We start from the raw sequence: 25,412 nt of genomic DNA on the forward strand, positions 1-25,412 counted from the left end.
AGTGTTGATCAGGATTCCGCCAAACTGTGCTATACTGCGACCAGGCGTTGTCGGCTGGTCCGGCCGCGGACAACCAAATGCCGGATCCATTCCGCGGCGCAATTCTCGCCAGGAAAGGGGATGAAAATGGCTAAAACAATCGGAAATCCGATCAGTTGGGCCGCCCGGAATCTGGGGGCGGCCAGTGATCATGTCTCGGATAGCGTTTCACAACTCGGAAGCGCAGATACCAAACACTTGCCGATGGTGCAGACATTGACGGTGCAGGATCTGCGCGCTTGCCTGCGGGCGGGGTATCACGACTTTGTCGAAACACGGGCGGATGCCATATTCATTGTGTTGATCTACCCGATCGCGGGGCTTTTGATGTTCGGCTTTGCCCTGAACGTCAACATGGTTCCACTTCTGGCGCCTCTGGTCGCAGGTTTTGCCTTGATCGGTCCAGTGGCAGCTGTGGGTTTGTACGAGATCAGCCGCAAACGTGAACAAGGCAGCACGGTGCATTGGCTGGATGCATTCGGCGTATTCCGCTCACCGGCATTCGGCGCAATTCTGGTTTTGGGCTTCTATCTGGTGATGCTTCTGCTGATCTGGCTGATGGTGGCGCAGAGCATCTATACGCATACAATGGGGCCTGAAGCCCCTGCATCACTTGGCACTTTTGCCACGCAGGCTTTCACGACGACTGCCGGCTGGACCATGATGGTTGTCGGACTCGCCGTTGGTTTCGTATTCGCTCTTTGCGCTCTGGCCGTCAGCGTCGTCAGCTTTCCGTTGCTTCTGGACCGGCAAGTCGGATTGCCGGTGGCGGTCGTGACGTCGTTTCGCGTGTTGCGTCACAACCCCGGCGTCATCTTGACCTGGGGGTTCATCGTGGCGGCCCTTCTGTTTCTGGGAGCCCTGCCGATGCTGTTGGGCCTGATCATAGTGATGCCGGTTCTGGGTCATGCCACATGGCACCTGTACCGCCGCGCGGTTGCGTGAACGCGCGGGTCTGCCCCGCGCGCGCAGAGTTCAGCCCGCGACGTTCAGAACGATCTTGCCAATATGGCCCGAGCTTTCCATGCGTGCATGGGCGGCGGCAGCCTCGGCCAGATCAAATTCGCTGTCCATGACAGGCGCAACCTTGCCAGCCTCAAGCAGAGGCCAGACAGCTTCGCGCAGGTCCTGCGCAATCCGGGCCTTGGCCAGATCGCTTTGCGGGCGCAGGGTGCTGCCGGTCAGGGTCAGGCGCTTGACCATCATCAGGGCAAAGTTCAGCTCGACCACCGGGCCTTGCAGAAACGCGATCTGGACCAGCCGCCCATCCTCGGCCAGAGCTTTGACGTTGCGCGGGATATAGTCGCCACCGACCATGTCGAGGATCAGGTTTGCCCCGCCTTCGGCCCGCATGACGGCCACAAAGTCCTCATCGCGGTAGTTGATCGCCCTTTCCGCACCCAATTTGACGCAAGCCTCGCATTTTTCATCCGACCCTGCGGTGGCAAAAACGCGGGCCCCAAAAGCATTGGCCAACTGGATGGCCGTCGTGCCAATCCCGCTCGAGCCACCATGGACCAGAAATCTCTCGCCTGCTTTCAGCCCGCCCCGCGTGAACACGTTGGACCACACGGTGAAAAAGGTCTCGGGCAGGCAGGCCGCCTCTTTCATTCCCATGCCGGCAGGAACCGGTAAGCAATGGGCCGCAGGGGTGGCGACATATTCGGCATAGCCGCCGCCCGGCAGCAACGCACAGACCTGATCGCCGACGGACAGTCCTTCGACCCCGGCCCCGACCGAGACCACTTCGCCCGAAGCCTCAAGCCCCGGCAGGTCGCTGGCACCGGGCGGCGGATCGTAAGCGCCCGCGCGCTGCAACGCATCCGGGCGGTTCACCCCGGCATAGGCCACTTTCAGAACGACCTGCCCTGCACCCGGTTCGGGAATCGGACGCTCGGTCAGTTGCAAAACATCGGGACCACCCGGTTCGGTGATCTCAACAGCGCGCATCATCTGGGTCATAGGCACCTCCTTTGCCCAATGCCTAACAGGCATCAGGGCCAAGGCCCAGCACCAAGACGCGCTACTTTCGGGGGTTCAGCATCCCCGGAAGATCGGCCCGCATTTTTACCGGAGCCTTCACCTGACCCGCCAGCCAGTTCGGAACCGCCAGAAACGGTTTCAACACCGGGTTGTCGCGCATCTGTGCCTTGAACTTTTCAAACTCCATGACATTAGCGATCCGGCGATCCAGAAACTCCCACGTGCGCTGATGATCCCGGCTGTCATCGCCCAGCCAGAACAGCAGCGTCGAGGAATAGACACCCGACAAAGTGGCCCGTTTCGTGTACCAGTTCACATCATCCGAGGTGTCGCCCAGCGCATCCCAGATCAGATCGCAGGTCTGCCAAACCGCCCTGGCACCATCTGCTGCATGTGTCGGCAGGGAAAACAGTGTCATGCCCCGGCGCACCAGCTCTTTGTCCTCGACGGCCTGCAACCGGAACCGAACCGCAGCGGCAATCCTGTCACGGAATTTCAGTTCGCTCAGGTCTTCGGACTTGATGCGGTCCAGCATCGCCTGATCGCCGCGCGCGTGGTACGCCAGCGCCAGATCTACCGCCCCACGCGGACAGATCGCGCGCGCCAGGCCGTCATCCAGACCACAGTCGGAAATGGAGGCGCGGAAACTGGATTCCGACCACCCATCGAAGGGAACATGGATCAGCATTGCATCCAAAAGCTGCTGTTTTGCATCTTCATATGTGGTCGTCATGGCGGTTCTCCGGTTGTCGGCCCCAGTACTAGACAAGTTAGAGCGGCTTTGCTATACGGCCAACTCCTGCAATTTCCTTGCAACTCTATCTAGAAAGGTGGTGACAACCACATGCAGGTTAGTGTTCGCGACAACAACGTCGATCAGGCACTTCGTGCCCTGAAGAAAAAGCTGCAGCGCGAAGGCGTGTTCCGTGAAATGAAGCTGAAGCAACATTTCGAGAAACCGTCCGAGAAAAAAGCGCGCGAGAAGGCTGAAGCGATCCGTCGTGCCCGTAAACTGGCACGCAAGAAAGCACAGCGCGAAGGTCTGCTCTAAGACTTTCCTCGTCCAGCTTTGGATGACACTATTTGACGACCCCCGAGGCATCGCCCGGGGGTTTGTCGTTTCGGGGATCGGTTTCAATCCGCCGACTCGTGGTACCGGCTGTGCGACAAGCCGCCATTTCCTCACCAGCAACATTTTGCCCGGCGTTTTGCAGCGCAGCGAATCCCGCACCGGTAGCATCGGGTTGCCAAAACTCGCCTGAAGTGAACCGCCCCCTACCACCGTCGACACCCCCACCTCTAAGTGAGCCCGTCCGGAAGGACACAAACACAAACGGAGGCAAAAATGTCGACTGCAAGTACATTCGAACGCGAGATGCTGGGGCTGATCAACCAGGAACGCACATCCCGCGGGCTCAACCCGCTGCAACTTGAGACGCAGCTGAACGATTCATCCGAAGATCACAGCACCTGGATGCTGGACACAGACACGTTCAGTCACACCGGTTCGGGCGGTTCCAGTGCAACCCAGCGGATGCAAGATGCCGGGTTCGATCTTGAGGGCAACTGGCGGACCGGCGAAAACATCGCATGGCAGTCCGAACGCGGGCAGCCCGGCATCAGCGATGACGTGGCTCAGTTGCACCAGAACCTGATGAACAGCCCGGGCCACCGCGCCAATATTCTGAACCCGGATTTCAAGTATATCGGGATCGGTATCGAAACCGGCGATATGCAGGGTTTTGATGCGGTGATGGTCACCCAGAACTTTGCCGCAACCGACGCGGCAGTCATGCTGGACAACGGCAATACGAACACACCGCCCGTTCCGCCAACCACGCCGGACGAAGTTGCCGTTCCGGAAGAGCCGGAACCTGAAACACCTGACACCGACGTCACCGAGACAGAAGAACCGGAACCCGAAACACCTGACACCGACGTCACCGAGACCGAGGAACCGGAGCCCGAAACACCTGACACCGACGTCACCGAGCCCGAGGAACCGGAGCCCGAAACACCCGACACCGACGTCACCGAGACCGAGGAACCGGAGCCCGAAACACCCGACACCGACGTCACCGAGACCGAAGAGCCGGAACCCGAAACACCTGACACCGACGTCACCGAAACCGAAGAACCGGAGCCCGAAACACCCGATACCGACGTCACCGAGACCGAGGAACCGGAGCCCGAAACGCCGGACGTGGACGTGGTTGACGGCGGTGAGGCCGAGACGTTCTGCTTTGACGTTCAGGCCTTCCTGGATGAAATCGCCAGTTTCCTCGAAAACCTGCAAGCGCAGTTTGACGAGTTCAACTGGGGTGACGATATGAACGGCGACACGGACGTGGCGGACACCGATGATATCGACATGATGCCGACCGTCGACGTCACGCCGGAAACGGAATCCGAGCCTGCGGGTACCGAAACAGCCGACGTCGATGACTGTGACATCACAATGGTCAACTTCTTCCACTTTGACTGCATGATGGATGCAGCCTGATCAGTTGACCCTGTGCGAGGCCGGCCGTGTCGGCCTCGCATATTCCGGCTCAGAGCCTGATTTTGCTTCAGTAGATCTTTGGTACATATAGTTCATCCGGCAAAACGCGGCGTTCGTATTCCGGGTTGTACTTGCGATCGGGCAGATTGACCTTTTCCTGAGGCACGTCCTCGTAAGGGATTTTTGTCAAAAGATGCTCGATACAGTTCAGCCTTTCGCGTTTTTTGTCATTGCCTTCGACGATGTACCACGGGGCCTCGGGAATATTGGTTCGGAAAAGCATATCCTCTTTGGCCTTTGTGTAGGATTCCCAGCGGATGCGGGATTCCAGATCCATCGGTGACAGCTTCCATTGCTTCATCGGATCGTGAATACGCATGAGGAATCGCAACTGCTGTTCTTCATCCGTGATCGAGAACCAGTATTTCAGCAGAATGATCCCTGACCGCACCAGCATCCGTTCGAATTCCGGAACGTCCTGAAAGAATTGTTCAACCTGGTCCTCGGACGCAAAACCCATCACCCGCTCGACGCCGGCCCGGTTGTACCAGGAGCGGTCGAACAGAACGATTTCACCCGCCGCCGGCAGATGCGGTACGTAGCGCTGGAAATACCACTGGCTTTGCTCTCGGCGGCTGGGTGCCGGCAATGCCACCACGCGCGCGACGCGCGGGTTCAGACGCTGGGTGATCCGCTTGATCACGCCCCCTTTACCGGCACTGTCACGGCCTTCAAACAGGATACAGACCTTGGCTCCGGTATGCTGTACCCAGTCCTGAACCTTGATCAGTTCGGCTTGCAGGCGCAGCAGGTTGCGGAAGTAAACCTTGCGATCCAACATGTCCGGATGCTGTTCCCGATAGATTTTGCGGACTTCCATCGACAGCATCGGCTCACTGAATTCTATCTCGAAATCTTCGTCCAGCGTGTCCTCCAGCTCGGCTTCCAGCCAGTCTTTGGGGGCGCCAGTGTTTTCGTTGTCCAAGGTCAGCTCCTTCTCGGTCTTCGGGTTCGGACCATATCGGGCCCGTGTTACCGTCTGATGTCACCAGATGAATTGATGCGAGGGTCACGAGTCCTGCGGCTGTTGTCACGCCTACAAATCAGGTCCAGCGCGGGTATACGGTCTTTCCCCTGAATTTGTACATCTGGCCCGCGGGATACAAGCGTCTGAATTGACGCAATGCACGGCGCTTGGCCATGGCTGCTTGCATTGCCTCGTTTTGGTGCGGCATCACGGTGCGCATGACAAAGACGAGGCGATTGTGACATTCCTTCTTTCCGTGATGCCCGCGATCTGGCCCTGGCTTGTTCTGATATTAGCGCAATTGATGGTGCTGACCCGGCGGACAGGCATCGGCTTTTCGTTGCTGGCTTTGTTCATCAGCATTGCCTCGGCGACAGGATTGATGTCACCCATGGCGATCGCAGCGGTGGCCTTTGGTCTGGTCGGAGCTTCGTTGCTGCCCCATCTGAAAGGATGGCCTGCTGTCGCCGGACACCTGTTGTTGATCCTGTGGTGTCTGGTGATGGGTGCACATCTGCTGCCGGGATTCGAAAATTTGAAAATTCTGGATCAGGTACAGGCAGGTGCGGGAAGCGCCAGTTTCACCCTGCATCTGAACCTGGACAAACCGATGGTCTTCTTTGCCGTTCTTCTGGCCTGGCCCCGGATGCTGCGCGGCAAAACGCAGATCAAACGCACGGCTTTGCTGGCAGGGTTGCTGCTCTTGCCGGGGCTGTTTCTGTTGGGGCTTGCCTTTGGCGCGGTGCAGCCGGAATTTTCGGTCCCGCCCTGGTGGCTGGTATTTACCCTGTCCAACCTGTTTCTGACCTGCCTTACGGAAGAAGCCTTCTTTCGTGGCTATCTGCAATCGGCCATCTCCTCGCGCTTCGGGGCCGCTTGCAGCGTGATCGCAGCCAGCCTGCTGTTCGGACTGGCCCATGTCGCCGGGGGTACGGCGCTGGTGGTTTTTGCTTCCATTCTCGGGCTGGCCTGCGGATTGGGATACTATGCAACCAGACGCCTGTGGGTGCCTGTGATGATGCATTTTGGGTTCAACCTGACCCACCTTTTTCTGTTCACCTATCCCGGGTCTTTATGACAATCAGACGGGCAAGGCAGTGGTCTTGAACACGGTACGCAAGGCAAACGAGCTTTGCATTTGCGCCACCCCGGGCAGGCGCGACAGGTATTGCCGATGGATGCGGGCGAAATCTTCGGTGTTTTCCGCCACAACTTTCAGAATGTAATCCGCCGTACCAGCCATCAGATGGCATTCCAGCACATCCGGTATCCGGGCTACCGCCTTTTCAAACGCATCCAAAACCTCTTCGGCCTGACCCTGTAGCGTGATCTCGACAAAGACCGTTGTCGGCACGTTCATCTTCCGCGCATCCAGCAGCGCCACGTAGTTGCGAATGTAGCCTTCAACCTCCAGCCGCTGAACACGCCGGTGGCAAGCCGACGGAGACAGGTTGACCTGTTCAGACAATTCCGAATTCGACATCCTGCCGTTTTTTTGCAGTGCCGCCAGAATCTTTCGATCAGTCGTATCCAAGCTCATTTGCGCAAGTCCTTTGCGAAATATATACACATTGCGCGAAATTCTTCCAAAGAAAAACGCATTGACACGTTTTCTTTCACAGAAATTGCGCGACAAAATGCACATAATTTAAGCAGCTTATGAACGGAGAGCCCAATGAAAATCGGTTGCCCCAAGGAAATCAAACCTCAGGAATTCCGCGTCGGGATGACGCCCAATGCTGCTCAGGAAGCAGTTGCACGTGGTCACGAAGTCCTGATCGAATCCGGCGCAGGCATCGGCGCGGGATTTGACAACGACGCCTATGTCGCGGCTGGCGCACGTATCATCGACACTGCGGAAGAGGTGTTTGCCACCGCCGACATGATCGTCAAGGTCAAGGAACCCCAGGCCGTGGAACGCAAGATGCTGCGCGAAGGGCAGCTGCTGTTCACCTATCTGCACCTGGCTCCGGACCCGGATCAGACGCATGACCTGCTGGAATCGGGTTGTACTGCCATCGCCTATGAAACTGTGACCGATGCGAACGGCGGCCTGCCCCTGCTGGCACCGATGTCCGAAGTCGCCGGTCGTCTGGCCCCTCAGGTCGGATCGTGGACCCTGCAAAAGGCCAATGGCGGGCGCGGCGTGCTGATGGGTGGCGTACCCGGTGTCGGCCCTGCCAAAGTGGTCGTAATCGGCGGCGGCGTCGTAGGAACCCATGCGGCGAAGATCGCCGCCGGTATGGGCGCGGATGTCACCGTTCTGGATCGCTCTTTGCCGCGGCTGCGCTATCTGGACGACGTCTTTGGCGGCACCTTCAAGAACCAGTATTCGACCGCAGGTGCCACGGCCGAGCTGATCCAGGATGCCGATATGGTCATCGGTGCCGTTCTGATCCCCGGCGCTGCGGCCCCAAAACTTGTCTCGCGCGCCCAGCTGTCGACGATGAAACCCGGTGCCGTACTTGTCGATGTTGCCATCGATCAGGGCGGGTGCTTCGAAACGTCGAAAGCCACCACCCATGCCGACCCGATCTACGACGTCGACGGCATCATGCACTACTGCGTTGCCAACATGCCGGGCGCGGTGGCGCGCACCTCGACCATCGCCCTGGGCAACGCAACAATGCCGTTCATGCTGTCTCTGGCGGACAAAGGCTGGAAACAGGCGTGTCAGGACGATCCGCATCTGCTGGAAGGTCTGAACGTCCACGCTGGCAAGCTGACCTACTATGCGGTCGGCAAGGCCCTTGGTATTGACGTCGTCTCGCCCAACGTGATCGTCAAGTCGTAACCACTCCTGCCCCTGAAATCGTTTTTGAAAAGCGGTTTCCAGCGTTGGGCATAGCGCCACGCCACAGGCGTGGCGCGGTTGGACTCAAAGCGATGGTTTGAACAAAGAAAAGGGCACCGCGCCCTTGCGCGGTGCCCGGCCCAACGGGAGGAGGGCATTTTCGAATGCCCGATCGACGGGCGGGAGCCGTCACCCCTGTTTCTGGATCTCCACAGAATGAGGGTAAGGGATCGAAATACCCTTGTCGTCAAAGGCTTCCTTGATCGTTTTCGTCAGCTCGAATTTGACATCCCAATAGTCTGGCGCCGAGCACCACAGCCGTGCTGTCAGATCCACCGAACTGTCACCCAGGTTCGTTACCCGAACCCAGGGTTCCGGGTCGCTGTGAATGCGGCTGTCCGCTTTGGCCACATCCAGAATGATCTGCATGGCTTTGTCAGCGCTGTCACCATAGTCGATTCCGAATACCAGATCGACACGACGCGTGTCATGGGCAGAGTAGTTCGTGATAATCGAGCCCCATGCCTGACCGTTCGGAACAATGATCTGCACGTTGTCCGGCGTCACCAGTTCGGTGGTGAACAGGTTCAGGTCCTTTACGGTGCCCGACGTGCCGCCGATATCAACAAATTGTCCCAGCTTGTAGGGCCGGAAGACAACCAGCATCACACCGGCCGCCAGATCGCTGAGTGTGCCTTGCAGCGCCAGGCCGATAGCCAGGGACGCAGCACCCAGAATGGCGACGATGCTGGTGGCTTCAATTCCGAAGATGCCTAGAACCGCAACCAGAACCATGGCCAGAATGGCCCATTTGACCAGGCTTGCCATAAAGTTCCCAAGCGTCGGATCAATATGCGGCGTCGAATTGATCCGGCGGCGAACCATGCCCCCGATTGCACCAGCCACGATCCAGCCCAGGATCAGAACGACAAGCGCCTTGACGGCACTCATGATCAGCGGGGCAAATGCACCCACCTGTGTTACGACCTCATCCACGCCCATCTCCTTTCAACAGCAAGAAACCCGCGAGGTTTTCGCGGGGGTCACCAGATTGTGAGCCAAGTTTGGCTTCCGGTCTAGGTGCGAGTTTCGTGGGATTTCCCCTTTGTTCGTCAGAAAACACGGCCTGACCGGAAATGCACATCGCCAAGGGCTTAAATAAATCAGGCGTGGCCCCTAGCTTTTACAGGGACAGCCAAACAGGAGCCCCTAATGCTGGACAACGAACCGCATCCGATCATGGCGCGCTGGCCCGCGCAATCCCCGGACAGGATTCAACTGTATTCCTATCCGACTCCAAACGGCGTGAAGGCGTCGATCATGCTGGAGGAAACCGGCCTGCCCTATGAGCCCCATCTGGTGACGCTGTCGGATGCGGATGTCAAAAGCCCCGAGTTTCTGTCGCTGAACCCAAACAACAAAATCCCAGCCATAATCGATCCCAACGGGCCGGACGGTGAGCCGCTGGCCCTGTTCGAAAGCGGGGCAATCCTGCTGTATCTGGCCGAGAAATCAGGCATGTTGCTGGGACAAAGCGCAGCAGACAAGCATCGCATTACGCAATGGCTGATGTTCCAAATGGGGGGCGTGGGGCCAATGTTTGGCCAGCTTGGCTTTTTCTACAAATTCGCGGGCAGCGAAATCGAAGACCCCCGACCGCGCGAACGCTATATCAACGAGGCCAAACGCCTTTTGAACGTGGTCAACACGCAACTGGAAGGGAAAGACTGGATCGCCGGCGATTACTCCATCGCCGATATCGCTCTTGCCCCCTGGTTGAATGCTCTGGACTTCTACGGCGCGAAAGAGGTTGTTGGCTGGGACGGCTACGCCAATGTCGTCGCCTATGTCGACCGTTTCATGCAACGCCCGGCGGTGCAGCGCGGCAAGACCATACCCGCACGCGCTTGATCTGCTTCGCAATCGACGGGGTGCCGAAACCGGCACCCGCATTGCAAAACTCAGCCCGGCAGTGCGCCCGTCAGCACATACCGCAGGATTTCAACAACCTGCTCGGGCTTTTCCGCCACGGCCAGCGCGGCTGCATCCACTTCTTTCAACGCGTGCTGATGCTCGGGACCGTGCAGCACGATAATGGATTTACCCAGCGCTGCGGCATAGCCCGCATCAAAAGCCGCGTTCCACTGTTTGTACTTGTCGCCAAACCGGACAACCACCACGTCGGCATCCGAAATGCCCTTTCGGGTCCGGATCGCGTTGACCATCGCCCCCTTGTGGTCATGCCAGTATTTGTTCGGCTCTTCCCCCAGAATGGCAACGCCGCAATCGTCGCTTGCCGCGTGGTCCGTCACCGGGCTGTTGAATGTGATGTCCAACCCCTGCGCGCCGTCGATGATCTGTTCGCGCCAATCGGTGTGGATTTCGCCAGAGAGGTACACGTTCAGCATCTTTCGTCCTCCGTAAACACGGAAAGGGCGCCACCGCCCCTTCATCTTTTCTGAAATACTCCCGCCGGAGGCGGTCCTGCATCAGCCCCGCAGAACACCGCCGGTTGCCTTGGTGACCTTGGCGATGATCTTTTCGGCCACCGCTTCGATGTCCTTTTCCTTCAGCGTCTGCTCTGTCGGCTGCAAACGTACCGTTATGGCCAACGATTTTTTACCTTCACCCAGGCTGCCGCCGATGAATTCGTCAAAGACACGTACATCTTCGATCAGCGCCTTGTCGGCACCTGCCGCCGCGTTCACCAATGTCAGCGCCTCGACGTTGTCATCAACGACAAAGGCAAAGTCACGTTCAACCGCTTGCAAGTCACGCAATTCCAATGCGGCACGTGTGGCGCCGGACTTGCGGGGCAAGGGAACCTCGTCAGGCCAGATCGTAAAGGCCATTGCCGGACCCTTGATATCCATCGCCTGCAACACGCGCGGGTGCAGCTCACCAAAAACACCCAGCACCTTTTTGGGACCCAGACAGATCTTGCCGTGACGACCCGGATGCCACCAGGCATCGCCGTCGCGCAGAATCTGCACCTTGGCCGGTGCTCCGATCGCCGCAAGAACGGCCTCGGCATCCGCCTTGGCATCAAAGACATCCACCGGGCGCGAGGCCCCGTGCACATCCTTGGGGCCGTTGCGGCCAACCAGCAGGCCGGCGATCTGGGTTTTCTGGTCGCCGGGTTCGCCATCATGGAAAACGGGGCCAACCTCGAACAGGGCGACGTCGGCGTATCCGCGTGCCTGATTGCGGGCTGCGGCCTGCAACAATCCGGGCAGCAGATCTGGGCGCATGTGACTCATCTCGGACGAGATCGGGTTTTCAAGCATGGTCGCGTCATCCCCGCCACCGAACAAAGCAGCCGAAGCCTGATCGATGAACGTATAGGTGACACATTCGTTGTAACCCAGCGCGGCGCAGGTGCGGCGCGCCATGGACTGGCGGCGCTGCGTCGGTGTCATCACCGGCTTGGGAATACCATCGGTGACGCGCGGCAAGGGTTTGCCCTGCAACTTGGTCAACGAGGCGATCCGTGCGACCTCTTCCACCAGATCGGCCTCACCCATGATATCGGGGCGCCAGCTGGGCACGTGGGCCATCTCGCCCTCCAGACGGAAACCCAGACGGGTCAGCGTCTGACGCTGCTCGCTTTCGGGAATGTCCATCCCGACCAGAGACTGCACCCGTTCGGCATCCAGCTTGTACGCACGCGCGTGGTTCGGCGCTTTGCCCGCCTCGACCACTTTGGACGCTTCGCCGCCGCAGATGTCCAGAATCAACTGGGTTGCGTGCTCGAGCCCTTCCAGCGTGTATTCAGGGTCCACGCCGCGTTCGAACCGATACCGCGCGTCCGAATTGATTTTCAGCGCCCGACCCGTCAGCGCGATCTGCACATGATCCCAGAACGCGCTTTCCAGGAACACATTCACCGTATCCTCGGTGCAGCCGGTTTCCTGACCGCCCATGATGCCTGCGATGGATTCCGGGCCTTTGTCATCGGAAATAACCATCATGCCGGGCTGTAGCGTGTATTCCTTCTCGTCCAGCGCCACCAGGGTTTCACCGCCTTTGGCGCGGTGAACGCGAAGGTTGCCCTGCACCTTGTCCGCGTCAAACACATGCAGCGGACGGTTATGGTCAAAGGTCATATAGTTGGTGATATCCACCAGCGCCGAAATCGGACGCAGACCAATCGCCTTCAACTGATCCTGCAACCATTGCGGGCTGGGGCCATTCTTCACACCACGGATCAGACGGCCGGTGAAATGCGGCGCGCCGTCCAGCGTGTCGTCGTCAATCGTCACCTTGATCGGGCTTTCGAAATCTCCGGGCACCGGCACGTAGTCGCGCTGTTTCAAAGTGCCGATCCCACGCGCCGCCAGATCACGCGCGATGCCTTCCACGCCCAGCGCATCGGGCCGGTTGGGAGTGATTGCGATCTCGATCACGGGATCGACTTTCGACGGGTCATTCTCGGCAAGCCAATCAACGAACCTGTCACCGACCTCGCCCGAGGGCAATTCGATGATGCCGTCATGTTCGTCCGACAATTCCAGCTCGCGCTCGGAAGCCATCATCCCAAAGCTTTCGACGCCGCGGATCTTGCCAACGCTGATCGTCAGGTCCAGACCGGGGATATACATGCCCGGTTTACAGACGACGACAGTGATCCCTTCGCGGGCGTTTGGCGCGCCGCAGATGATCTGCAACTCGCCTTCATCCGTGTCCACCTTGCAGACACGCAGCTTGTCGGCGTCAGGGTGTTTTTCCGCGTGTTTCACATAGCCCAGCGTAAAGCCCTTGAGCTTGTCAGCCGGGTTGATGACCTCTTCGACCTCAAGGCCAAGGTCGGTCAGCGCCTCAGTGATCTCATCAACCGACGCATCGGTGTCGAGGTGGTCTTTCAGCCAGGACAGAGTGAATTTCATTGCTCGGGGCCTTTTTTGGCAGATATCCAGTCGGCACAGGCAATGACAAAGAATGGGCCGGGGTGCAAGCGCCCTGCGTCACGGATAGGTAGGGGTGCGGCCCAAAAGCTCGTCCAGCTGCCGTCCGATCCAGCCGTGTGGGATGAAATGCCCACCCGGATGCGTGTCCAGTGAAACCTGCCCCTGCGTGCAATCGGTCCACTCCACCCGGCTGAGCGTCAGGATCGGCACCACGCTCCAATCGCCACGCGGCGTCGCTGTTTCGCAGCCGAATTTCTGCCGCCACAGCGCCACCGGATAGGTCGTGTCCCCTCCCGGGCCAAAGGGGAAGTCCATTACGGTATCGCTGGTTCCGTGCACATGGCGCACCTCGGCCGGGGCCTGCGGGCAGTGCTCAGTCTGACGAATGGTGCCTGCAATGCCCAAGAGCGCGGCAGTGTCATTGCCCGACTGGCAGACATAACGCCACGCCATCGCGCCGCCAAAGGAATAGCCCGAGACATAGATGCGATCCGGGTCAATCGGATAGCGTTGGGCTACATCCTCAAGCACCCGATCAGCAAAAGGCACGTCGCCCGTGTTCGAGGTCCAGAAATCCCAGCTTTTGCCCAACCCGTTCGGAGCCACCAGCAGCACACCGCGCAGCTTTGTGGCTCCGGCGATGCGCTCGTGGTTCACCACCACGGTCCCCTGCCGCGCCCAACCGTGGAAATGCAGCAACACCGGCAGAGGCGTTTCGCCGTCCCACCCATCCGGCTCCAACACATGATACGAGCGGTCCCCGACCTGACAGGCGGTATCACCGTGGCAGGTATCCACGGCAACGGCTTGGGTGGCGGTCAGCAGGAGAAGGCAGAGCAGTCGGTAAATCATCTGCCGAACCCTAACGAGCCTGCGCCCGCTGTCACGTCACAACCCCGTGCGAGATTGTGACAAGCCGCGCTGTCGCCAGACCGCGGGGTGGCGATCCGTGGTTTGAGTTGGGCGGTTTATGATTGCCAAATCCGCGCGCTGTTCGAGCGTTGTACTTGCGGAGACAAATCGCCAGCCCGTACGGGCGGTCTGGCGATAGCGCGGCGGCCTATCGGCCTTTGCTCCGCGCATTCTACTTCCGGAAATCTTTCAAGAGCTTTCTAGTCTTCTGAAGCTGCTCATTCTCGTCTTGGCGGCGAGTTTTGTCCTTTAACCAAACGTCCCCGGCGATTTGCAAAAAGTGCATTACAGGAAGAACAACTACGACTGTGAACAAGTAGCCGAACAACTCCCCGCCAAACCCGAAAACCAAGAGCATTGCGACAAATGAGAGCGTGAACAATCCAAATATTTGCCACAACCGAATACCTTTGGCGCGCCTTTTGCACCAATCGACATAACGCGCCAGAAATAAACCCAACGGGTACACTTACCGGCTCAAACCACCATGCAGGTTCGGCATATCCAGCGCTGCGAACCCGTAGTGGCGCAGCCAGCGCAGGTCGGAATCAAAGAACGCCCGCAGATCGGGAATACCGTATTTCAGCATCGCCAGACGGTCGATGCCGATGCCAAAGGCAAAGCCCTGATAGACCTCGGGGTCGATGCCACCGGCGGCGATCACCTTGGGGTGGACCATGCCCGAGCCCAGAATCTCCATCCAGTCGTCGCCCTCGCCGATCTTCAGCTGACCGTTATCCCAGGAACAGCGGATATCGACCTCGGCCGACGGCTCGGTGAAGGGGAAGTGCGAGGCGCGGAAGCGCAGTTCGACGTCGTCGACCTCGAAAAACGCCTTCACGAACTCTTCCAGAACCCATTTCAGGTTCGCCATCGAGATGTCCTTATCGATGGCCAGCCCTTCGACCTGATGGAACATCGGCGTGTGGGTCTGGTCATAGTCGGCGCGATAGACGCCGCCCGGACAAATCACGCGGATGGGCGCGCCCTGTTTCTCCATCGACCGGATCTGCACAGGGGATGTGTGGGTCCGCAGCACATGCGGCGGGCGATTGTCGCCCTCGGCGCGGCGCATGTAGAACGTGTCCATCTCGGCCCGCGCGGGGTGGTGGCCGGGGATGTTCAGGGCGTCGAAGTTGTGCCAGTCGGTTTCGATCCGCGGACCTTCGGCCACAGAGAAACCCAGTTCGGCAAAGATCGCGGTCAGTTCCTCGGTCGCCTGGCTGACCGGGTGGATCGAGCCCTGACGGCGCGCGCGGGTCGGCAGGGTGACGTCCAGCCATTCGGTGCGCAGACGCTCATCCAGCGCGGCATCGGCCAGAGCGGCCTTTTTGGCGGACAGGGCCGAGTTGATCTCATCCTTCAGGGCGTTCAGCGCGGGGCCTGCCACCTGGCGTTCCTCGGGCGTCATTTTACCCAACTCGCGCATCTTCAGCGCGACCTCGCCTTTTTTGCCCACGGCAGCGACGCGGATCGCCTCAAGCGCGTTTTCATCGCCTGCTTCGGCGATTTGGCCCAGATATTTTGCCTTAAGATCGTCCATGACGCCCTCTGAATTTGGTCGCCAACCTGCTATCGGGCCAGCCCCGCGAATGCAAGCGGGACCGGGCGGATCAATAGCTGTATTCGGGGAAAATCCGGGTCAGATCACCGTTCCAGTCGCCGTTGTAGTGTTCCAGCAACTCATCCGCAGGCACTTTCCCGCTTTGGATGCTGTCCTTGAGCGCGTTGAGGAAATGGGTCTCGTCCGGAACCAGACCACCGGCCCCGGGATAGGCGCGGGCTTTCAGGCCGGCTTCGGAGATCGCCACAACCTCACGCGCCAGATCGTGCATGTTGATGGTGCCGACCTTCGCTTGCAGACCGTCTTTGGCAGCCGCGACACGCAGCGCCTCGCGGGTCTCGGTATCCCAGCCTTTGACCAGATCCCAGGCCGCGTCCTGGGCCGTTTGATCGTAAGTCAGGCCAACCCAGAAGGCGGGCAAGGCACACAGACGACGCCATGGGCCGCCATCGGCCCCGCGCATTTCCATGAATTTCTTGATCCGCGCCTCGGGGAAGGCGGTGGTCAGGTGGTCGGCCCAATCGCTGAGCGTGGGCGTTTCACCCGGCAGAGCGGGCAGTTCGCCTTTCAGGAAGTCGCGGAACGACATGCCCAGCGCATTGATGTACTGGCCATCGCGATAGACGAAATACATCGGAACATCGAGCGCGTATTGCACGTAGCGCTCGAACCCGAAGCCGTCTTCGAACACGAAAGGCAGCATGCCCGTACGCGCATCGTCCAGATGCCGCCAGATGTAACTGCGCCAGCTTTTCTGGCCATTTACCTTGCCTTCGAAAAAGGGCGAGTTCGCAAACAACGCCGTTGCCACCGGCTGCAAGGCCAACGCCACGCGCAGTTTCTGCACCATGTCGGCCTCGGACCCGAAATCGATGTTGACCTGAACCGTGCAGGTCCGTCGCATCATGGCGCGGCCCATGGTGCCGACCTTTTCCATATAGTCGTTCATCAGCCGATACCGCCCCTTGGGCATCAGCGGCATTTCCTCATGTGTCCAGGTCGGTGCCGCGCCCAGACCGATGAAACCCACGCCGATCTCATCAGCGATGTCCTTCACCTCGCGCAGGTGGGTGTTCACCTCATCGCAGGTTTCGTGGATGGTCTCGAGCGGAGCACCCGACAGCTCCAGCGCGCCGCCCGGCTCCAGGCTGACATTGGCGCCATCCTTTTCCAGACCGATCAGATGACCCGCTTCACGGACTTCGGCCCAACCGTGCCGGTCGCGCAGGCCCTCCAACACCGCCACGATGGATCGCGCACCCTCAAACGGCAACGGTTTCAGCGTGTCTTTGCAGTAGCCGAATTTCTCATGCTCGGTGCCGATGCGCCAGTCTGACTTGGGCTTGCAGCCCGACTCCAGATATTCGGCCAATTGCTCGTGGCGTTCGATTGGTCCGCCGCCGGACTGGGGGATGGACATGAGACCCGTGCTCCGATCCTGATGTGTCTGTCTTTTGGCCAGTCGTGGGGGCAAACCGCGCCGGTGTCAATGCAGCCGAAGGTGTGGAGGGCGCGAGGACGTACGCTCCCAAATCACGACCGGATGGGCCGATTCACCGTTCAGTTCGGCCAGCATATGCTCGGTTTTCAGGCCCGGCAGCGCCGAGAAGACATCGAACAGCGCCTCGGCCCCTTCCGCATTCACAGGAATGTGAAGCACCGCCTGACCCGGTTGTTCCAACACCCAATGCGCCGGCGTCGAGGTCGGATCGAGCGCCAGCCGCTCGATCTCGCGCGTGGCGATGATGCCGCCATCCAGTGGGCCGAAATAGGTGATCTGACCTTCATCGACGGTCACGACACCCTGTCCGCCAGTGCCGGTTCTGAACCTTGCGCGCTGCACCCCGATCACCGCCAGGGCGATTGCGACAGCGACAAGCAGCCAGCCGATCCACCCCAGCAGACCACCCGGCCCGTTGATCCAGCTGAGACCGAGGATCAGGACAAACCCGGCTACCAGCACTTCGCGCCAGCGCCACAGGGCCAGTTTTGCCTCGGGTCGGATGAAACTCATGACAGCACCTTTTGTGGTGTTTGCAACAGGGCGATCCGATACCAGCCGATCTGCTGAAACCCCATCGCCTCATAGGCTCGCGCAGCAGGTGGATTGTTGGCGAACAGGATGGCCTTGTTCGCGCCCTCGGTCCTCGCCTTTTGCAGCACAGCCGTTGTGACCTTGCGTCCGAGCCCACAGTTTCTGTTCTCGCGCGGCACGAATACACCGCCGACCTGAACCTGATCCCGGACTGATGCATTGATGGCGGCCATGGCTACGGGGGCGTCGTCTTCCAGCATGACAATCGCCCTGCCTGATTGAATATCGGTGGTGATCCGATCTGAGGCCATTTCACGCGCCTCTTGCCCTTTGGCCTGGTCGGTATCCTCGAAGTAATCCGCAAACCAACGCGTCAGTAACGGCCGGTCTGCCTCGGAAAGGGCGCGAAATGGAATCGGTGCCTCTGGGATTTCGCCCAGATCCAGGCGGTACAGGGGTTCATCATGATGCAGGCGATAACCGGCCTGTCCAAGCCCTAGCGCGTCCAATATCATCTCAACCTGTTTTGCAGCCCCTGTCATGCCCAGTACGGTCTGACCTGCGATCCGACCCGCAAAGGCCTGAGCTGCCTCTGGCGAACAATCGGGCAGTTGCGTCACCAGGTAGCCCTTTTTGGTCAGGCCGAATACGCCTTGGATGCGATCCTGCCCCCAAATGAAGAACCGGGTGGAGTGGTCATCGTCTCCAAATCCAATCCCGTGCGCCAACAGGTTGCTGCGCAGAAACATGGAAGTATCGGGATGTTTGGCCAAAAACGCCTCAATGGCCGGGGCATCAGACGGCGAGGCTTCTTGGATCACGCCCAATCCCCCAGCGCCTGCTGCCACATGGTCAATGCAGCCACCGCTGCCGTGTCGGCCCGCAGGATACGAGGGCCAAGGCTGACCACATGCGCGAATGGCAACCCTGTCAGACGCGCGCGTTCCTGGTCCGAAAACCCGCCTTCTGGGCCGATGAGAATCGCCCAGGGCCGTCCTTTTTCATTGGCGGCCAATCGCAGGGCCGATCCAACCTCGGCTTCGTTGCAGAACATCAGTTGCCGATCTTCGGGCCATGCATCCAGCAGCCGATCCAACCGCTGCAATTCGGCAACCTCAGGCACGAAGGTTCCGCCACACTGCTCGGCCGCCTCGACGGCATGGGCCTGCAGGCGGTCCTGACGAATGCGTTCGGAATTGGTGAACTCGGTCTGCACCGGCAGGATACGCGCCGCGCCCATTTCGGCGGCTTTTTCCACGATGAAATCGGTGCGGGCCTTTTTTATGGGCGCGAACAGGAACCACAGATCGGGCGGCAGCTGCAACGGTTTCGTCTGTTCAAGGCAGGTTAGCGTCCCGCCGCGTTTTCCCGCTTCGGAGACTTCGGCCAACCACTCTCCGTCCTGCCCGTTGAACAGGGCGACCTGCCCTTTGACCGCAAGGCGCATGACACCAAAGAGGTAGTGCGCCTGGTCGCGCGTCAAAGGAACCGATTGCCCCTGACCCAAGGGCTGCTCTACATACAGTCTGATCTTCGCACTCATGAGACCCTACATATGCAAGGCAATGCCCCAACACCAGATGGTCAAGTCGCCGATGCCGTCAGCGGCAACTGGGTCGACACCCACGCCCCGGCCTTTGCCCGCCCCTATCTGCGCCTCAGCCGCGCGGACCGGCCCATCGGGACATGGCTGCTGCTGATTCCCTGTTGGTGGGGGCTGGCGCTGGCGATCCTGCATGATGGTCAGCCGCGTTGGGAAGATCTGTGGATCGCCTTGGGATGCGCATTTGGGGCCTTTCTGATGCGGGGCGCCGGTTGCACGTGGAATGACATTACGGACCGGGAATTCGACGGGCAGGTCGAACGCACGCGCTCGCGCCCGATTCCGTCGGGTCAGGTCAGTGTCCGGCAGGCCGTGGTCTGGATGATCCTGCAATGCATTCTGGCGCTTGGTATCCTTCTCAGCTTCAATCAGGCGGCAATCGCAATGGGTGTTCTGTCCCTGTTGCCCGTGACGATCTATCCGTTTGCCAAACGATTTACCTGGTGGCCTCAGGTGTTTCTGGGGCTGGCCTTCAACTGGGGCGCCCTTCTGGCCTGGGCGGCGCATAGCGGTTCCGTGGGGTGGCCTGCGGTGACGCTTTACCTGTCTGGAATCGCGTGGACCCTGTTCTACGATACCATCTATGCGCATCAGGATGCCGAGGATGACGAACTGATCGGCATCAAATCAACCGCTCGTCTGTTCGGAGCCGATACAGCGCGGTGGCTGAAGTACTTTTTGGTGGCGACCGTGTCGCTGATGGGGCTGGCCATCGTCGATGCAGGGGTGCCGGAGACCTCGATGCTGGCATTGGGTGTTGCGCTCTGTGGGCCTTGGGCAATGGGCTGGCACATGATGTGGCAACTCCGCACGCTGGACATCGAAGACAATGCCAGGCTGTTGCAATTGTTCAGGGTCAACCGCGACACTGGCTTGATTCCGCTGATCTTCCTCTGCGTCGCCCTGTTGCTCTGATTGCACCTGCTGAACGTGGCCTGTAAAGATCGGCCCAACCGCCTGAGGAGTGTCAAACCCAAATATGCGTCTGCCGTATTTTATCGTTGTTTCCCTGATCTTTCTTGTATCAGCCGGGCTGTCGCTTTTGGCAGCCAGCTATGCCGTCACAAAGATCGAAGAGACATCGGAATTCGCCGTGCGCCGGGCGCTTGACCTCAAAGGGCACGACTGGGCCGAGGTCGAGTCGGACGGCTTACGCGTGGTCCTGACCGGGATTGCACCCGATGAGGCGACACGGTTCAACGCACTGACCGCAGCCGGAACCGAGGTCGATGCGTCCCGCGTAATCGATGAAATGGAGGTTGAAGCGACCTCTGCCCTGGCGCCGCCGCGCTTTTCGGCGGAAATTCTGCGCAACGATCACGGCATCTCGATCATCGGCCTGATCCCGGCCAGCGAAGACAGAGATGCCCTGATCAGAAGGCTGGGCAACCTCGACCGCAACATCGCAGTTTCGGACCTGATGGAAACCGCGGATTACCCCAAGCCCGACGGTTGGGATGCCGCGATATCATATGCCATCGAGGCGCTGGCCAGCCTGCCACGTGCCAAAATTTCCGCAAACGCCGATTTGGTCAAAATCACTGCCATTGCGGACAGCCAACAGGAAAAACAACGTCTCGAACGCGATCTGACCCGCGCCGCGCCGCCCAGCCTGCGGATCGGGCTGGCGATCTCGGCACCTCGTCCCGTCATAACGCCCTTTACGCTGCGTTTTCTGATCAACGAAAACGGTGGGCAATTTGACGCCTGCTCGGCACAAGATGCAAAAGCACGCGACCGGATCGTGACCGCTGCGCGCGATGCCGGCTTGTCGGGAACATATTCCTGCACCATCGGTCTGGGCGAGCCCTCGCCACGCTGGCCCGAAGCCGCCGAGAAGAGCATTCAGGCACTGGCCAGAATCGGCAAAGGCTCGGTCACGATGTCGGATGCGGACATCACCCTGGTTGCGGCGCAAGGCACGGATCCAGCCTTGTTCGACCGGGTTGTAGGTGAACTTGAAACAGCGTTGCCTCAGGTCTTTGCCCTGCATGCCGTGCTGCCGGAACCTGAAACCAGCGAACAGACCGGACCCGTCGAGTTCTCGGCGACCCGCAGCCCCGAAGGGCTTGTGCAACTACGAGGGCGCCTGGGGGATGAAACGTTGCGGGACATGGTCGACAGCTATGCCCGCGCGGCCTTCGGCTCGGATCAGGTCTATACCGCGACCCGCATCGCGCCGGGGCTTCCGGCAGATTGGCCGGTGCGTGTTCTGGCCGGCCTCGAGGCGTTGGCCCAGCTTCACAACGGGGCCCTGACCGTAACACCAGGCTCGGTCGAACTGACCGGCCTCAGCCATGAAGAGGATGCCAAGGCCCGTATCGCAGGTCAGTTGTCGGACAAGCTGGGCGAAGGGCAGGAATTCACCCTGACGATCACCTATCAGCCTCCGCCAGAGCCCGAAGACGCGCTGCCCGATCCTGAAGTCTGCGAAGCGCAGATCGCCGAAATCCAGACCGTCAGCAAAATTGCGTTCGAACCCGGATCAGCGACGATCGCATCCGACTCGCGCGATACGGTGAACCAGATCGCCGACATCCTGCGCGACTGCGGGCCGATCCGGCTGGAGATCCAGGGCCATACCGACAGCCAGGGCCGCGAAGAGATGAACCAACAGCTCAGCCAGGCACGGGCGCAATCGATTCTGAACGAGCTGCGCGGGCGGCGCATTCCCACCAGCAGCTACACTGCCGTTGGATATGGTGAAACACAGCCCATCGCGGACAACGACACCGAAGAAGGCCGCGAAGCCAACCGGCGGATCGAGTTCCGGCTGATCCGTCCCGAGCCGGTCGAAGCCTCCGAAACAGGTCTCGAAGCGCTCGAGGCTGAGGCCGAGGCTGGGGCTGAGGCTGACGCGCCTGAAACGGATCAGACCGAATCGACCGCACCAGACACGGACGCAGAGGACCAGTAAGTTGAACAGAACCGAATTCATCATTGCCACAGCCGTCATCCTGTTTGCGGCCTTCTGCATGGGCTGGTTTGCCAACTGGCTGGCACACCGCCTGTCCCGCGTCCGCCAAAGCGACGTTGCCGATCTGGATCGCATGAGCCAGGAACTGCACGAAGCGGAAGAAACCCGCGATCAGGCCATAACCTATCTTCAGCAACGTGAAGCCGAGCTGACCAACCAGCTGACCCAGACAGAGGCAGAACTGGCCGCAGCCATGGACGGTCTGCGCGCCGCGCGGCAAGAGGCCGAGGAAATGCGCGGTCGGATCAACAACGCCGACTAGACGCTACAGTATCAGTTCAGGTAAACGACAGCCTCAACTTCGAACAGCATCGGTTCGATTGCCAGCTTTGGCACCGGAACCAGGGTTTGCGCTGGCAGAGTATCTCCAAACACGCGTCTGACGGCGTCAGTCAGCAGGCCGAGTTTCGACAAGTCGTGGTCCACCACGTAAACCGTCAACTTCACAACCTGATCGCACTGCGCCCCAAGCGCGTGGATCACCGCCTTGAGATTGGTATAGGCCTGTTCGACCTGCGCGCCGAAATCAGGCGACAACGCTCCGGTTTGATCCTGCCCACCCTGACCCGAGACAAAGGCCAACCGACCGGCGCCCGGGGTTACAACGGCGGTGCTATAGCCGTTCGGGGATGGGTCGTGGAGGTTTCCGGGATTGACGATCTGAGGACGCAGGGTCGTTTCGAGATTTTGTTTTTCAAGTGTCATGTTCGAAATCCTTGCTGAAGTGCAAGGACAGGTCTAGACGGTATTAGTGCCAAATTTTGTCACTGAATATGCTAGGTTGGGCTAATGAAAGCCGCGACCAGACAAGACGCCATCGCCCGTATCCTACGACGCAACAGCAGTTCCACCGTAGATGCGCTGGCCGCAGAGGTCGGCGTCTCGCGCCGCACCATCCTGCGCGACATCGCTGCACTGCGTGATCAGGGATTTGTAATCTATTCCGAATGTGGCCGGGGTGGCGGGCTGCAACTTGATCCGCAATCCGTCCAAACAACCGCCCGGTTGTCGGTAACCGAAGTTTTTGCCCTGCTGCTCGGCGTGGCGTCAATGCGGGCGGCACGTGCATTGCCGTTCTCGGATCTGGCGGATGCAGGTCTGGCCAAGATCGAAAAATCCCTGCCAGCGGACCGGGTGCGCGATCTGCGTCGCTTTCTCGATTGCCTCTACGTTGGACAATTGTCGCCTCAGCAGAACCTGTCAGACCTCGGACCCATGGATGCGGCCCTTCTGCCCGCCTTCGAACAGGCGTTTCTGAACCGGCTTTACCTGCGCTTTGGTTATCGCGACGCCAAAGGTGTCCAGAGTTTTCGCGAAGTTGAACCGCAAGCTATGCTGATCCTGCCACCGCTCTGGTACCTGGTTGCCTGGGATCCGCAGCGAGATGATTTTCGGCATTTCCGCATGGACAGGATCAGCGACCCGGAATGCGTTGAGGGTGCCATGTTCCGCCGCAAGAGAGTTCCGTTCGAAGACGATGTTTGCCCGTTCAATGATCTGCCGAAATAAGGCCGCGTCAGCCGATCCGCCCGCTCGACGCATCCTCACCACCGGGTCAGCGCGTCTTCATCCTCATCCTTGGCGGCAACCCATTCCGCACCCGACCGGGTGATTTCTTTCTTCCAGAAGGGAGCACGGGATTTCAGGTAATCCATCAGGTACTCCGCCGCCTCGAACGCATCCTTGCGATGCCGTGCAGCGGTGGCCACCATCATGATCTTGTCGCCCGGGGCCAGACGTCCATGGCGGTGAATCACCAGCACGTCACCCAATGCCCAACGCGCCTGCGCCTCTTCGGCGATCTTGGTCAGGGCGCGTTCGGTCATACCGGGATAGTGCTCGATCTCCATCACATCCAGATCACCGCTCGCCAGATCACGCACAACGCCGGTGAAGGTGACGATGGCGCCGTTGGAATCATCCCCGGCGGCAAAGGCATTGGCCTCGGCCCCCAGATCAAATGCCTCCTCCTGAACCGCGATCCGCATCGGTCAACCGCCCGTCATCGGCGGGAAAAACGCAACTTCCCGAACACCTGACAGCGACGCATCGAAATCCGACAGCTCCTGATCCAACGCAACGCGCAGCGCGGACAGATCGGCAAATGCCGCGGCATAGCGCTCTTCCCGAGCGCTCAGTTCTGCCACCAATTCGCTGACCGTCGCCGCTTGCGTTTCGACCTTTTCCTTTGGCAAGCCGATGCGTTCGCGCACCCAGGCGAAATACAGAACATCCATCGGTTAGCTCTCCTTCAGATGAGGCATGGCCTTACGTAGATAGTCATAGCCGGTGATCAATGTAAGCGTTGCCGCAATCCACAACAGCCACAGCCCGACCTGACCCGCCCAATACATGCCATCGACATTCAGACGCAGGTGGTTCACGTCTTCGACCTGACCCGCAATGATCTGCTCGACCAGCTCGGCATCCATGCCAAAACTTGCCATCACGGCATAGTGCTCGAAGATACCCTGCGAAAACAGAACCGCGATGGCGACCATCTGGGCCGTGGTCTTCCATTTGGCCAGTTTGGTGACTTTGAGCGTCCCGGCCACATCGCCCAGATATTCCCGCAGGCCCGAGACAAAGACTTCGCGAAACAGGATCACGGTTGCAGGAAGGACAAGCCACGGCGTCCAGTGCTCGGTCGAATAGCCCACAAGGATCATAAGCGCGATCACCACCATAGCCTTGTCGGCGATCGGATCCAGCATCGCTCCGATCTTGGTCTCCTGCTTCCATGCGCGGGCCAGATACCCATCGAACCAATCGGTAATCGCCGCTGACAGGAACAGGATCAGTGCAAACCAGTCCGCATAGGGACGGGTGAAATACAGAAACATGACTGCCAGCCCGGGCGCGGCCAGCAGGCGCAGGACGGTCAGGAGATTAGGTAAATTCCACTTCATGGCTTGGACCCTATATCGCCGGTCCGGGACAGAAAAGCCAATCAGACAAAAAACTGCATCACTCACAGACGCTTGGTCAAAGCGCCGCAGGCCCGACGTCTCAGAACAGTACCTCTTGGCCTTTACCGGCTTTGCGGTCAGATTGCCGCGCAAGCCCAG

Annotated in this window: 27 protein-coding genes; 10 read left to right on the plus strand and 17 right to left on the minus strand. The window is 59.6% G+C overall.

The genetic code is table 11. The features are described 5' to 3' along the window. Positions 1-126 precede the first annotated feature (126 nt). Entirely contained in the window at positions 127-984 is an 858-nt protein-coding gene (locus I9185_RS14160) for a DUF2189 domain-containing protein (RefSeq protein WP_210093361.1), read from the plus strand. A gap of 30 nt (positions 985-1,014) precedes the next feature. Here I9185_RS14160 and I9185_RS14165 read toward each other — a convergent pair whose 3' ends face one another. Continuing rightward, complete coding sequence (locus I9185_RS14165) at positions 1,015-2,001, minus strand: NAD(P)H-quinone oxidoreductase (RefSeq protein WP_210093362.1); 987 nt, start codon at positions 1,999-2,001, stop codon at positions 1,015-1,017. Positions 2,002-2,062: 61 nt separating this feature from the next. Then, positions 2,063-2,755, minus strand: a complete 693-nt coding sequence (locus I9185_RS14170) for a COQ9 family protein (RefSeq protein ID WP_210093363.1) — start codon at positions 2,753-2,755, stop codon at positions 2,063-2,065. A gap of 111 nt (positions 2,756-2,866) precedes the next feature. On the opposite strand from I9185_RS14170, the gene rpsU reads away from it, so the two are divergent. Both rpsU and I9185_RS14180 read left to right on the plus strand, forming a co-directional pair. Next, complete coding sequence (gene rpsU / locus I9185_RS14175) at positions 2,867-3,073, plus strand: 30S ribosomal protein S21 (RefSeq protein ID WP_005614280.1); 207 nt, start codon at positions 2,867-2,869, stop codon at positions 3,071-3,073. A gap of 294 nt (positions 3,074-3,367) precedes the next feature. Further along, positions 3,368-4,525, plus strand: a complete 1,158-nt coding sequence (locus I9185_RS14180; RefSeq protein WP_245223567.1) for a CAP domain-containing protein — start codon at positions 3,368-3,370, stop codon at positions 4,523-4,525. Between the two features lie 67 nt (positions 4,526-4,592). Here the strand turns inward: I9185_RS14180 and ppk2 are convergent, their stop codons facing one another. Next, entirely contained in the window at positions 4,593-5,516 is a 924-nt protein-coding gene (gene ppk2, locus I9185_RS14185; protein ID WP_152456758.1) for a polyphosphate kinase 2, read from the minus strand. A gap of 274 nt (positions 5,517-5,790) precedes the next feature. Between ppk2 and I9185_RS20610 the strand changes: the two genes are divergently transcribed. Beyond that, complete coding sequence (locus I9185_RS20610) at positions 5,791-6,630, plus strand: CPBP family intramembrane glutamic endopeptidase (protein WP_171635062.1); 840 nt, start codon at positions 5,791-5,793, stop codon at positions 6,628-6,630. Positions 6,631-6,633: 3 nt separating this feature from the next. Here the strand turns inward: I9185_RS20610 and I9185_RS14195 are convergent, their stop codons facing one another. Then, the gene (locus tag I9185_RS14195; protein WP_152456756.1) at positions 6,634-7,092 is read right to left on the minus strand and encodes an Lrp/AsnC family transcriptional regulator; all 459 of its coding nucleotides are present in this window, start codon (positions 7,090-7,092) and stop codon (positions 6,634-6,636) included. Positions 7,093-7,227: 135 nt separating this feature from the next. Here I9185_RS14195 and ald point away from each other — a divergent pair, with 135 nt between their 5' ends. Continuing rightward, positions 7,228-8,346, plus strand: a complete 1,119-nt coding sequence (gene ald / locus I9185_RS14200; RefSeq protein ID WP_152456755.1) for an alanine dehydrogenase — start codon at positions 7,228-7,230, stop codon at positions 8,344-8,346. A 189-nt stretch (positions 8,347-8,535) separates the two neighbouring features. On the opposite strand, the gene I9185_RS14205 is transcribed toward ald, so the two are convergent. Further along, positions 8,536-9,342, minus strand: coding sequence for a mechanosensitive ion channel domain-containing protein (locus tag I9185_RS14205; protein ID WP_171119766.1), 807 nt, complete (start codon positions 9,340-9,342; stop codon positions 8,536-8,538). 216 nt (positions 9,343-9,558) lie between these two features. Between I9185_RS14205 and I9185_RS14210 the strand changes: the two genes are divergently transcribed. After that, positions 9,559-10,257: a glutathione S-transferase N-terminal domain-containing protein gene (locus I9185_RS14210; RefSeq protein ID WP_171635067.1), complete on the plus strand. Its 699-nt coding sequence runs from the start codon at positions 9,559-9,561 to the stop codon at positions 10,255-10,257. A gap of 50 nt (positions 10,258-10,307) precedes the next feature. On the opposite strand, the gene I9185_RS14215 is transcribed toward I9185_RS14210, so the two are convergent. The 8 genes from I9185_RS14215 to I9185_RS14250 form a co-directional block, all read right to left on the minus strand. Further along, on the minus strand, positions 10,308-10,754 hold the full coding sequence (locus tag I9185_RS14215; protein WP_171635069.1) for a YtoQ family protein: 447 nt from the start codon (positions 10,752-10,754) through the stop codon (positions 10,308-10,310). A gap of 81 nt (positions 10,755-10,835) precedes the next feature. After that, complete coding sequence (gene pheT, locus I9185_RS14220) at positions 10,836-13,232, minus strand: phenylalanine--tRNA ligase subunit beta (protein ID WP_210093364.1); 2,397 nt, start codon at positions 13,230-13,232, stop codon at positions 10,836-10,838. A 78-nt stretch (positions 13,233-13,310) separates the two neighbouring features. Next, positions 13,311-14,105, minus strand: a complete 795-nt coding sequence (locus I9185_RS14225; RefSeq protein WP_210093365.1) for a polyhydroxybutyrate depolymerase — start codon at positions 14,103-14,105, stop codon at positions 13,311-13,313. Positions 14,106-14,634: 529 nt separating this feature from the next. Continuing rightward, positions 14,635-15,708, minus strand: a complete 1,074-nt coding sequence (gene pheS / locus I9185_RS14230; protein WP_210093366.1) for a phenylalanine--tRNA ligase subunit alpha — start codon at positions 15,706-15,708, stop codon at positions 14,635-14,637. Positions 15,709-15,778: 70 nt separating this feature from the next. Next, complete coding sequence (locus I9185_RS14235) at positions 15,779-17,149, minus strand: glutamate--cysteine ligase (protein WP_210093367.1); 1,371 nt, start codon at positions 17,147-17,149, stop codon at positions 15,779-15,781. 66 nt (positions 17,150-17,215) lie between these two features. After that, positions 17,216-17,743, minus strand: coding sequence for a hypothetical protein (locus I9185_RS14240; RefSeq protein WP_210093368.1), 528 nt, complete (start codon positions 17,741-17,743; stop codon positions 17,216-17,218). Next, positions 17,740-18,585: a GNAT family N-acetyltransferase gene (locus tag I9185_RS20615; protein ID WP_210093369.1), complete on the minus strand. Its 846-nt coding sequence runs from the start codon at positions 18,583-18,585 to the stop codon at positions 17,740-17,742. The genes I9185_RS14240 and I9185_RS20615 overlap by 4 nt, the downstream gene beginning before the upstream one ends. After that, positions 18,582-19,307: a 16S rRNA (uracil(1498)-N(3))-methyltransferase gene (locus I9185_RS14250; RefSeq protein ID WP_171635083.1), complete on the minus strand. Its 726-nt coding sequence runs from the start codon at positions 19,305-19,307 to the stop codon at positions 18,582-18,584. The genes I9185_RS20615 and I9185_RS14250 overlap by 4 nt, the downstream gene beginning before the upstream one ends. Positions 19,308-19,319: 12 nt before the next feature. Between I9185_RS14250 and ubiA the strand changes: the two genes are divergently transcribed. The 3 genes from ubiA (at position 19,320) to I9185_RS14265 (ending at position 22,606) form a co-directional block, all read left to right on the plus strand. Then, positions 19,320-20,282, plus strand: a complete 963-nt coding sequence (gene ubiA, locus I9185_RS14255) for a 4-hydroxybenzoate octaprenyltransferase (protein WP_210093370.1) — start codon at positions 19,320-19,322, stop codon at positions 20,280-20,282. Between the two features lie 64 nt (positions 20,283-20,346). Continuing rightward, positions 20,347-22,284, plus strand: a complete 1,938-nt coding sequence (locus I9185_RS14260) for an OmpA family protein (protein ID WP_171724313.1) — start codon at positions 20,347-20,349, stop codon at positions 22,282-22,284. Between the two features lies 1 nt (position 22,285). Then, positions 22,286-22,606 carry a hypothetical protein gene (locus I9185_RS14265; RefSeq protein ID WP_117870533.1) on the plus strand — a complete coding sequence of 107 codons (321 nt, stop codon included), beginning with the start codon at positions 22,286-22,288 and terminating at the stop codon, positions 22,604-22,606. A gap of 11 nt (positions 22,607-22,617) precedes the next feature. On the opposite strand, the gene I9185_RS14270 is transcribed toward I9185_RS14265, so the two are convergent. Beyond that, complete coding sequence (locus I9185_RS14270; RefSeq protein ID WP_210093371.1) at positions 22,618-23,049, minus strand: RidA family protein; 432 nt, start codon at positions 23,047-23,049, stop codon at positions 22,618-22,620. Between the two features lie 84 nt (positions 23,050-23,133). On the opposite strand from I9185_RS14270, the gene I9185_RS14275 reads away from it, so the two are divergent. Further along, on the plus strand, positions 23,134-23,853 hold the full coding sequence (locus I9185_RS14275) for a WYL domain-containing protein (RefSeq protein ID WP_210093372.1): 720 nt from the start codon (positions 23,134-23,136) through the stop codon (positions 23,851-23,853). Between the two features lie 35 nt (positions 23,854-23,888). On the opposite strand, the gene I9185_RS14280 is transcribed toward I9185_RS14275, so the two are convergent. From I9185_RS14280 to pgsA, 3 genes are read right to left on the minus strand one after another with little or no spacing between them, the layout of a single operon-like run. Beyond that, positions 23,889-24,332, minus strand: a complete 444-nt coding sequence (locus I9185_RS14280; protein ID WP_171635087.1) for a molybdenum cofactor biosynthesis protein MoaE — start codon at positions 24,330-24,332, stop codon at positions 23,889-23,891. Between the two features lie 3 nt (positions 24,333-24,335). Further along, a complete protein-coding gene (gene moaD / locus I9185_RS14285; RefSeq protein ID WP_210093373.1) occupies positions 24,336-24,581 on the minus strand; it encodes a molybdopterin converting factor subunit 1 in 246 nt (81 codons plus the stop codon). A gap of 3 nt (positions 24,582-24,584) precedes the next feature. Beyond that, positions 24,585-25,253 carry a CDP-diacylglycerol--glycerol-3-phosphate 3-phosphatidyltransferase gene (pgsA, locus tag I9185_RS14290; protein WP_117872882.1) on the minus strand — a complete coding sequence of 223 codons (669 nt, stop codon included), beginning with the start codon at positions 25,251-25,253 and terminating at the stop codon, positions 24,585-24,587. Positions 25,254-25,412: the final 159 nt, after the last annotated feature.

This window comes from Ruegeria sp. HKCCSP346 (assembly GCF_017872595.1).
Lineage (GTDB): Bacteria > Pseudomonadota > Alphaproteobacteria > Rhodobacterales > Rhodobacteraceae > Ruegeria.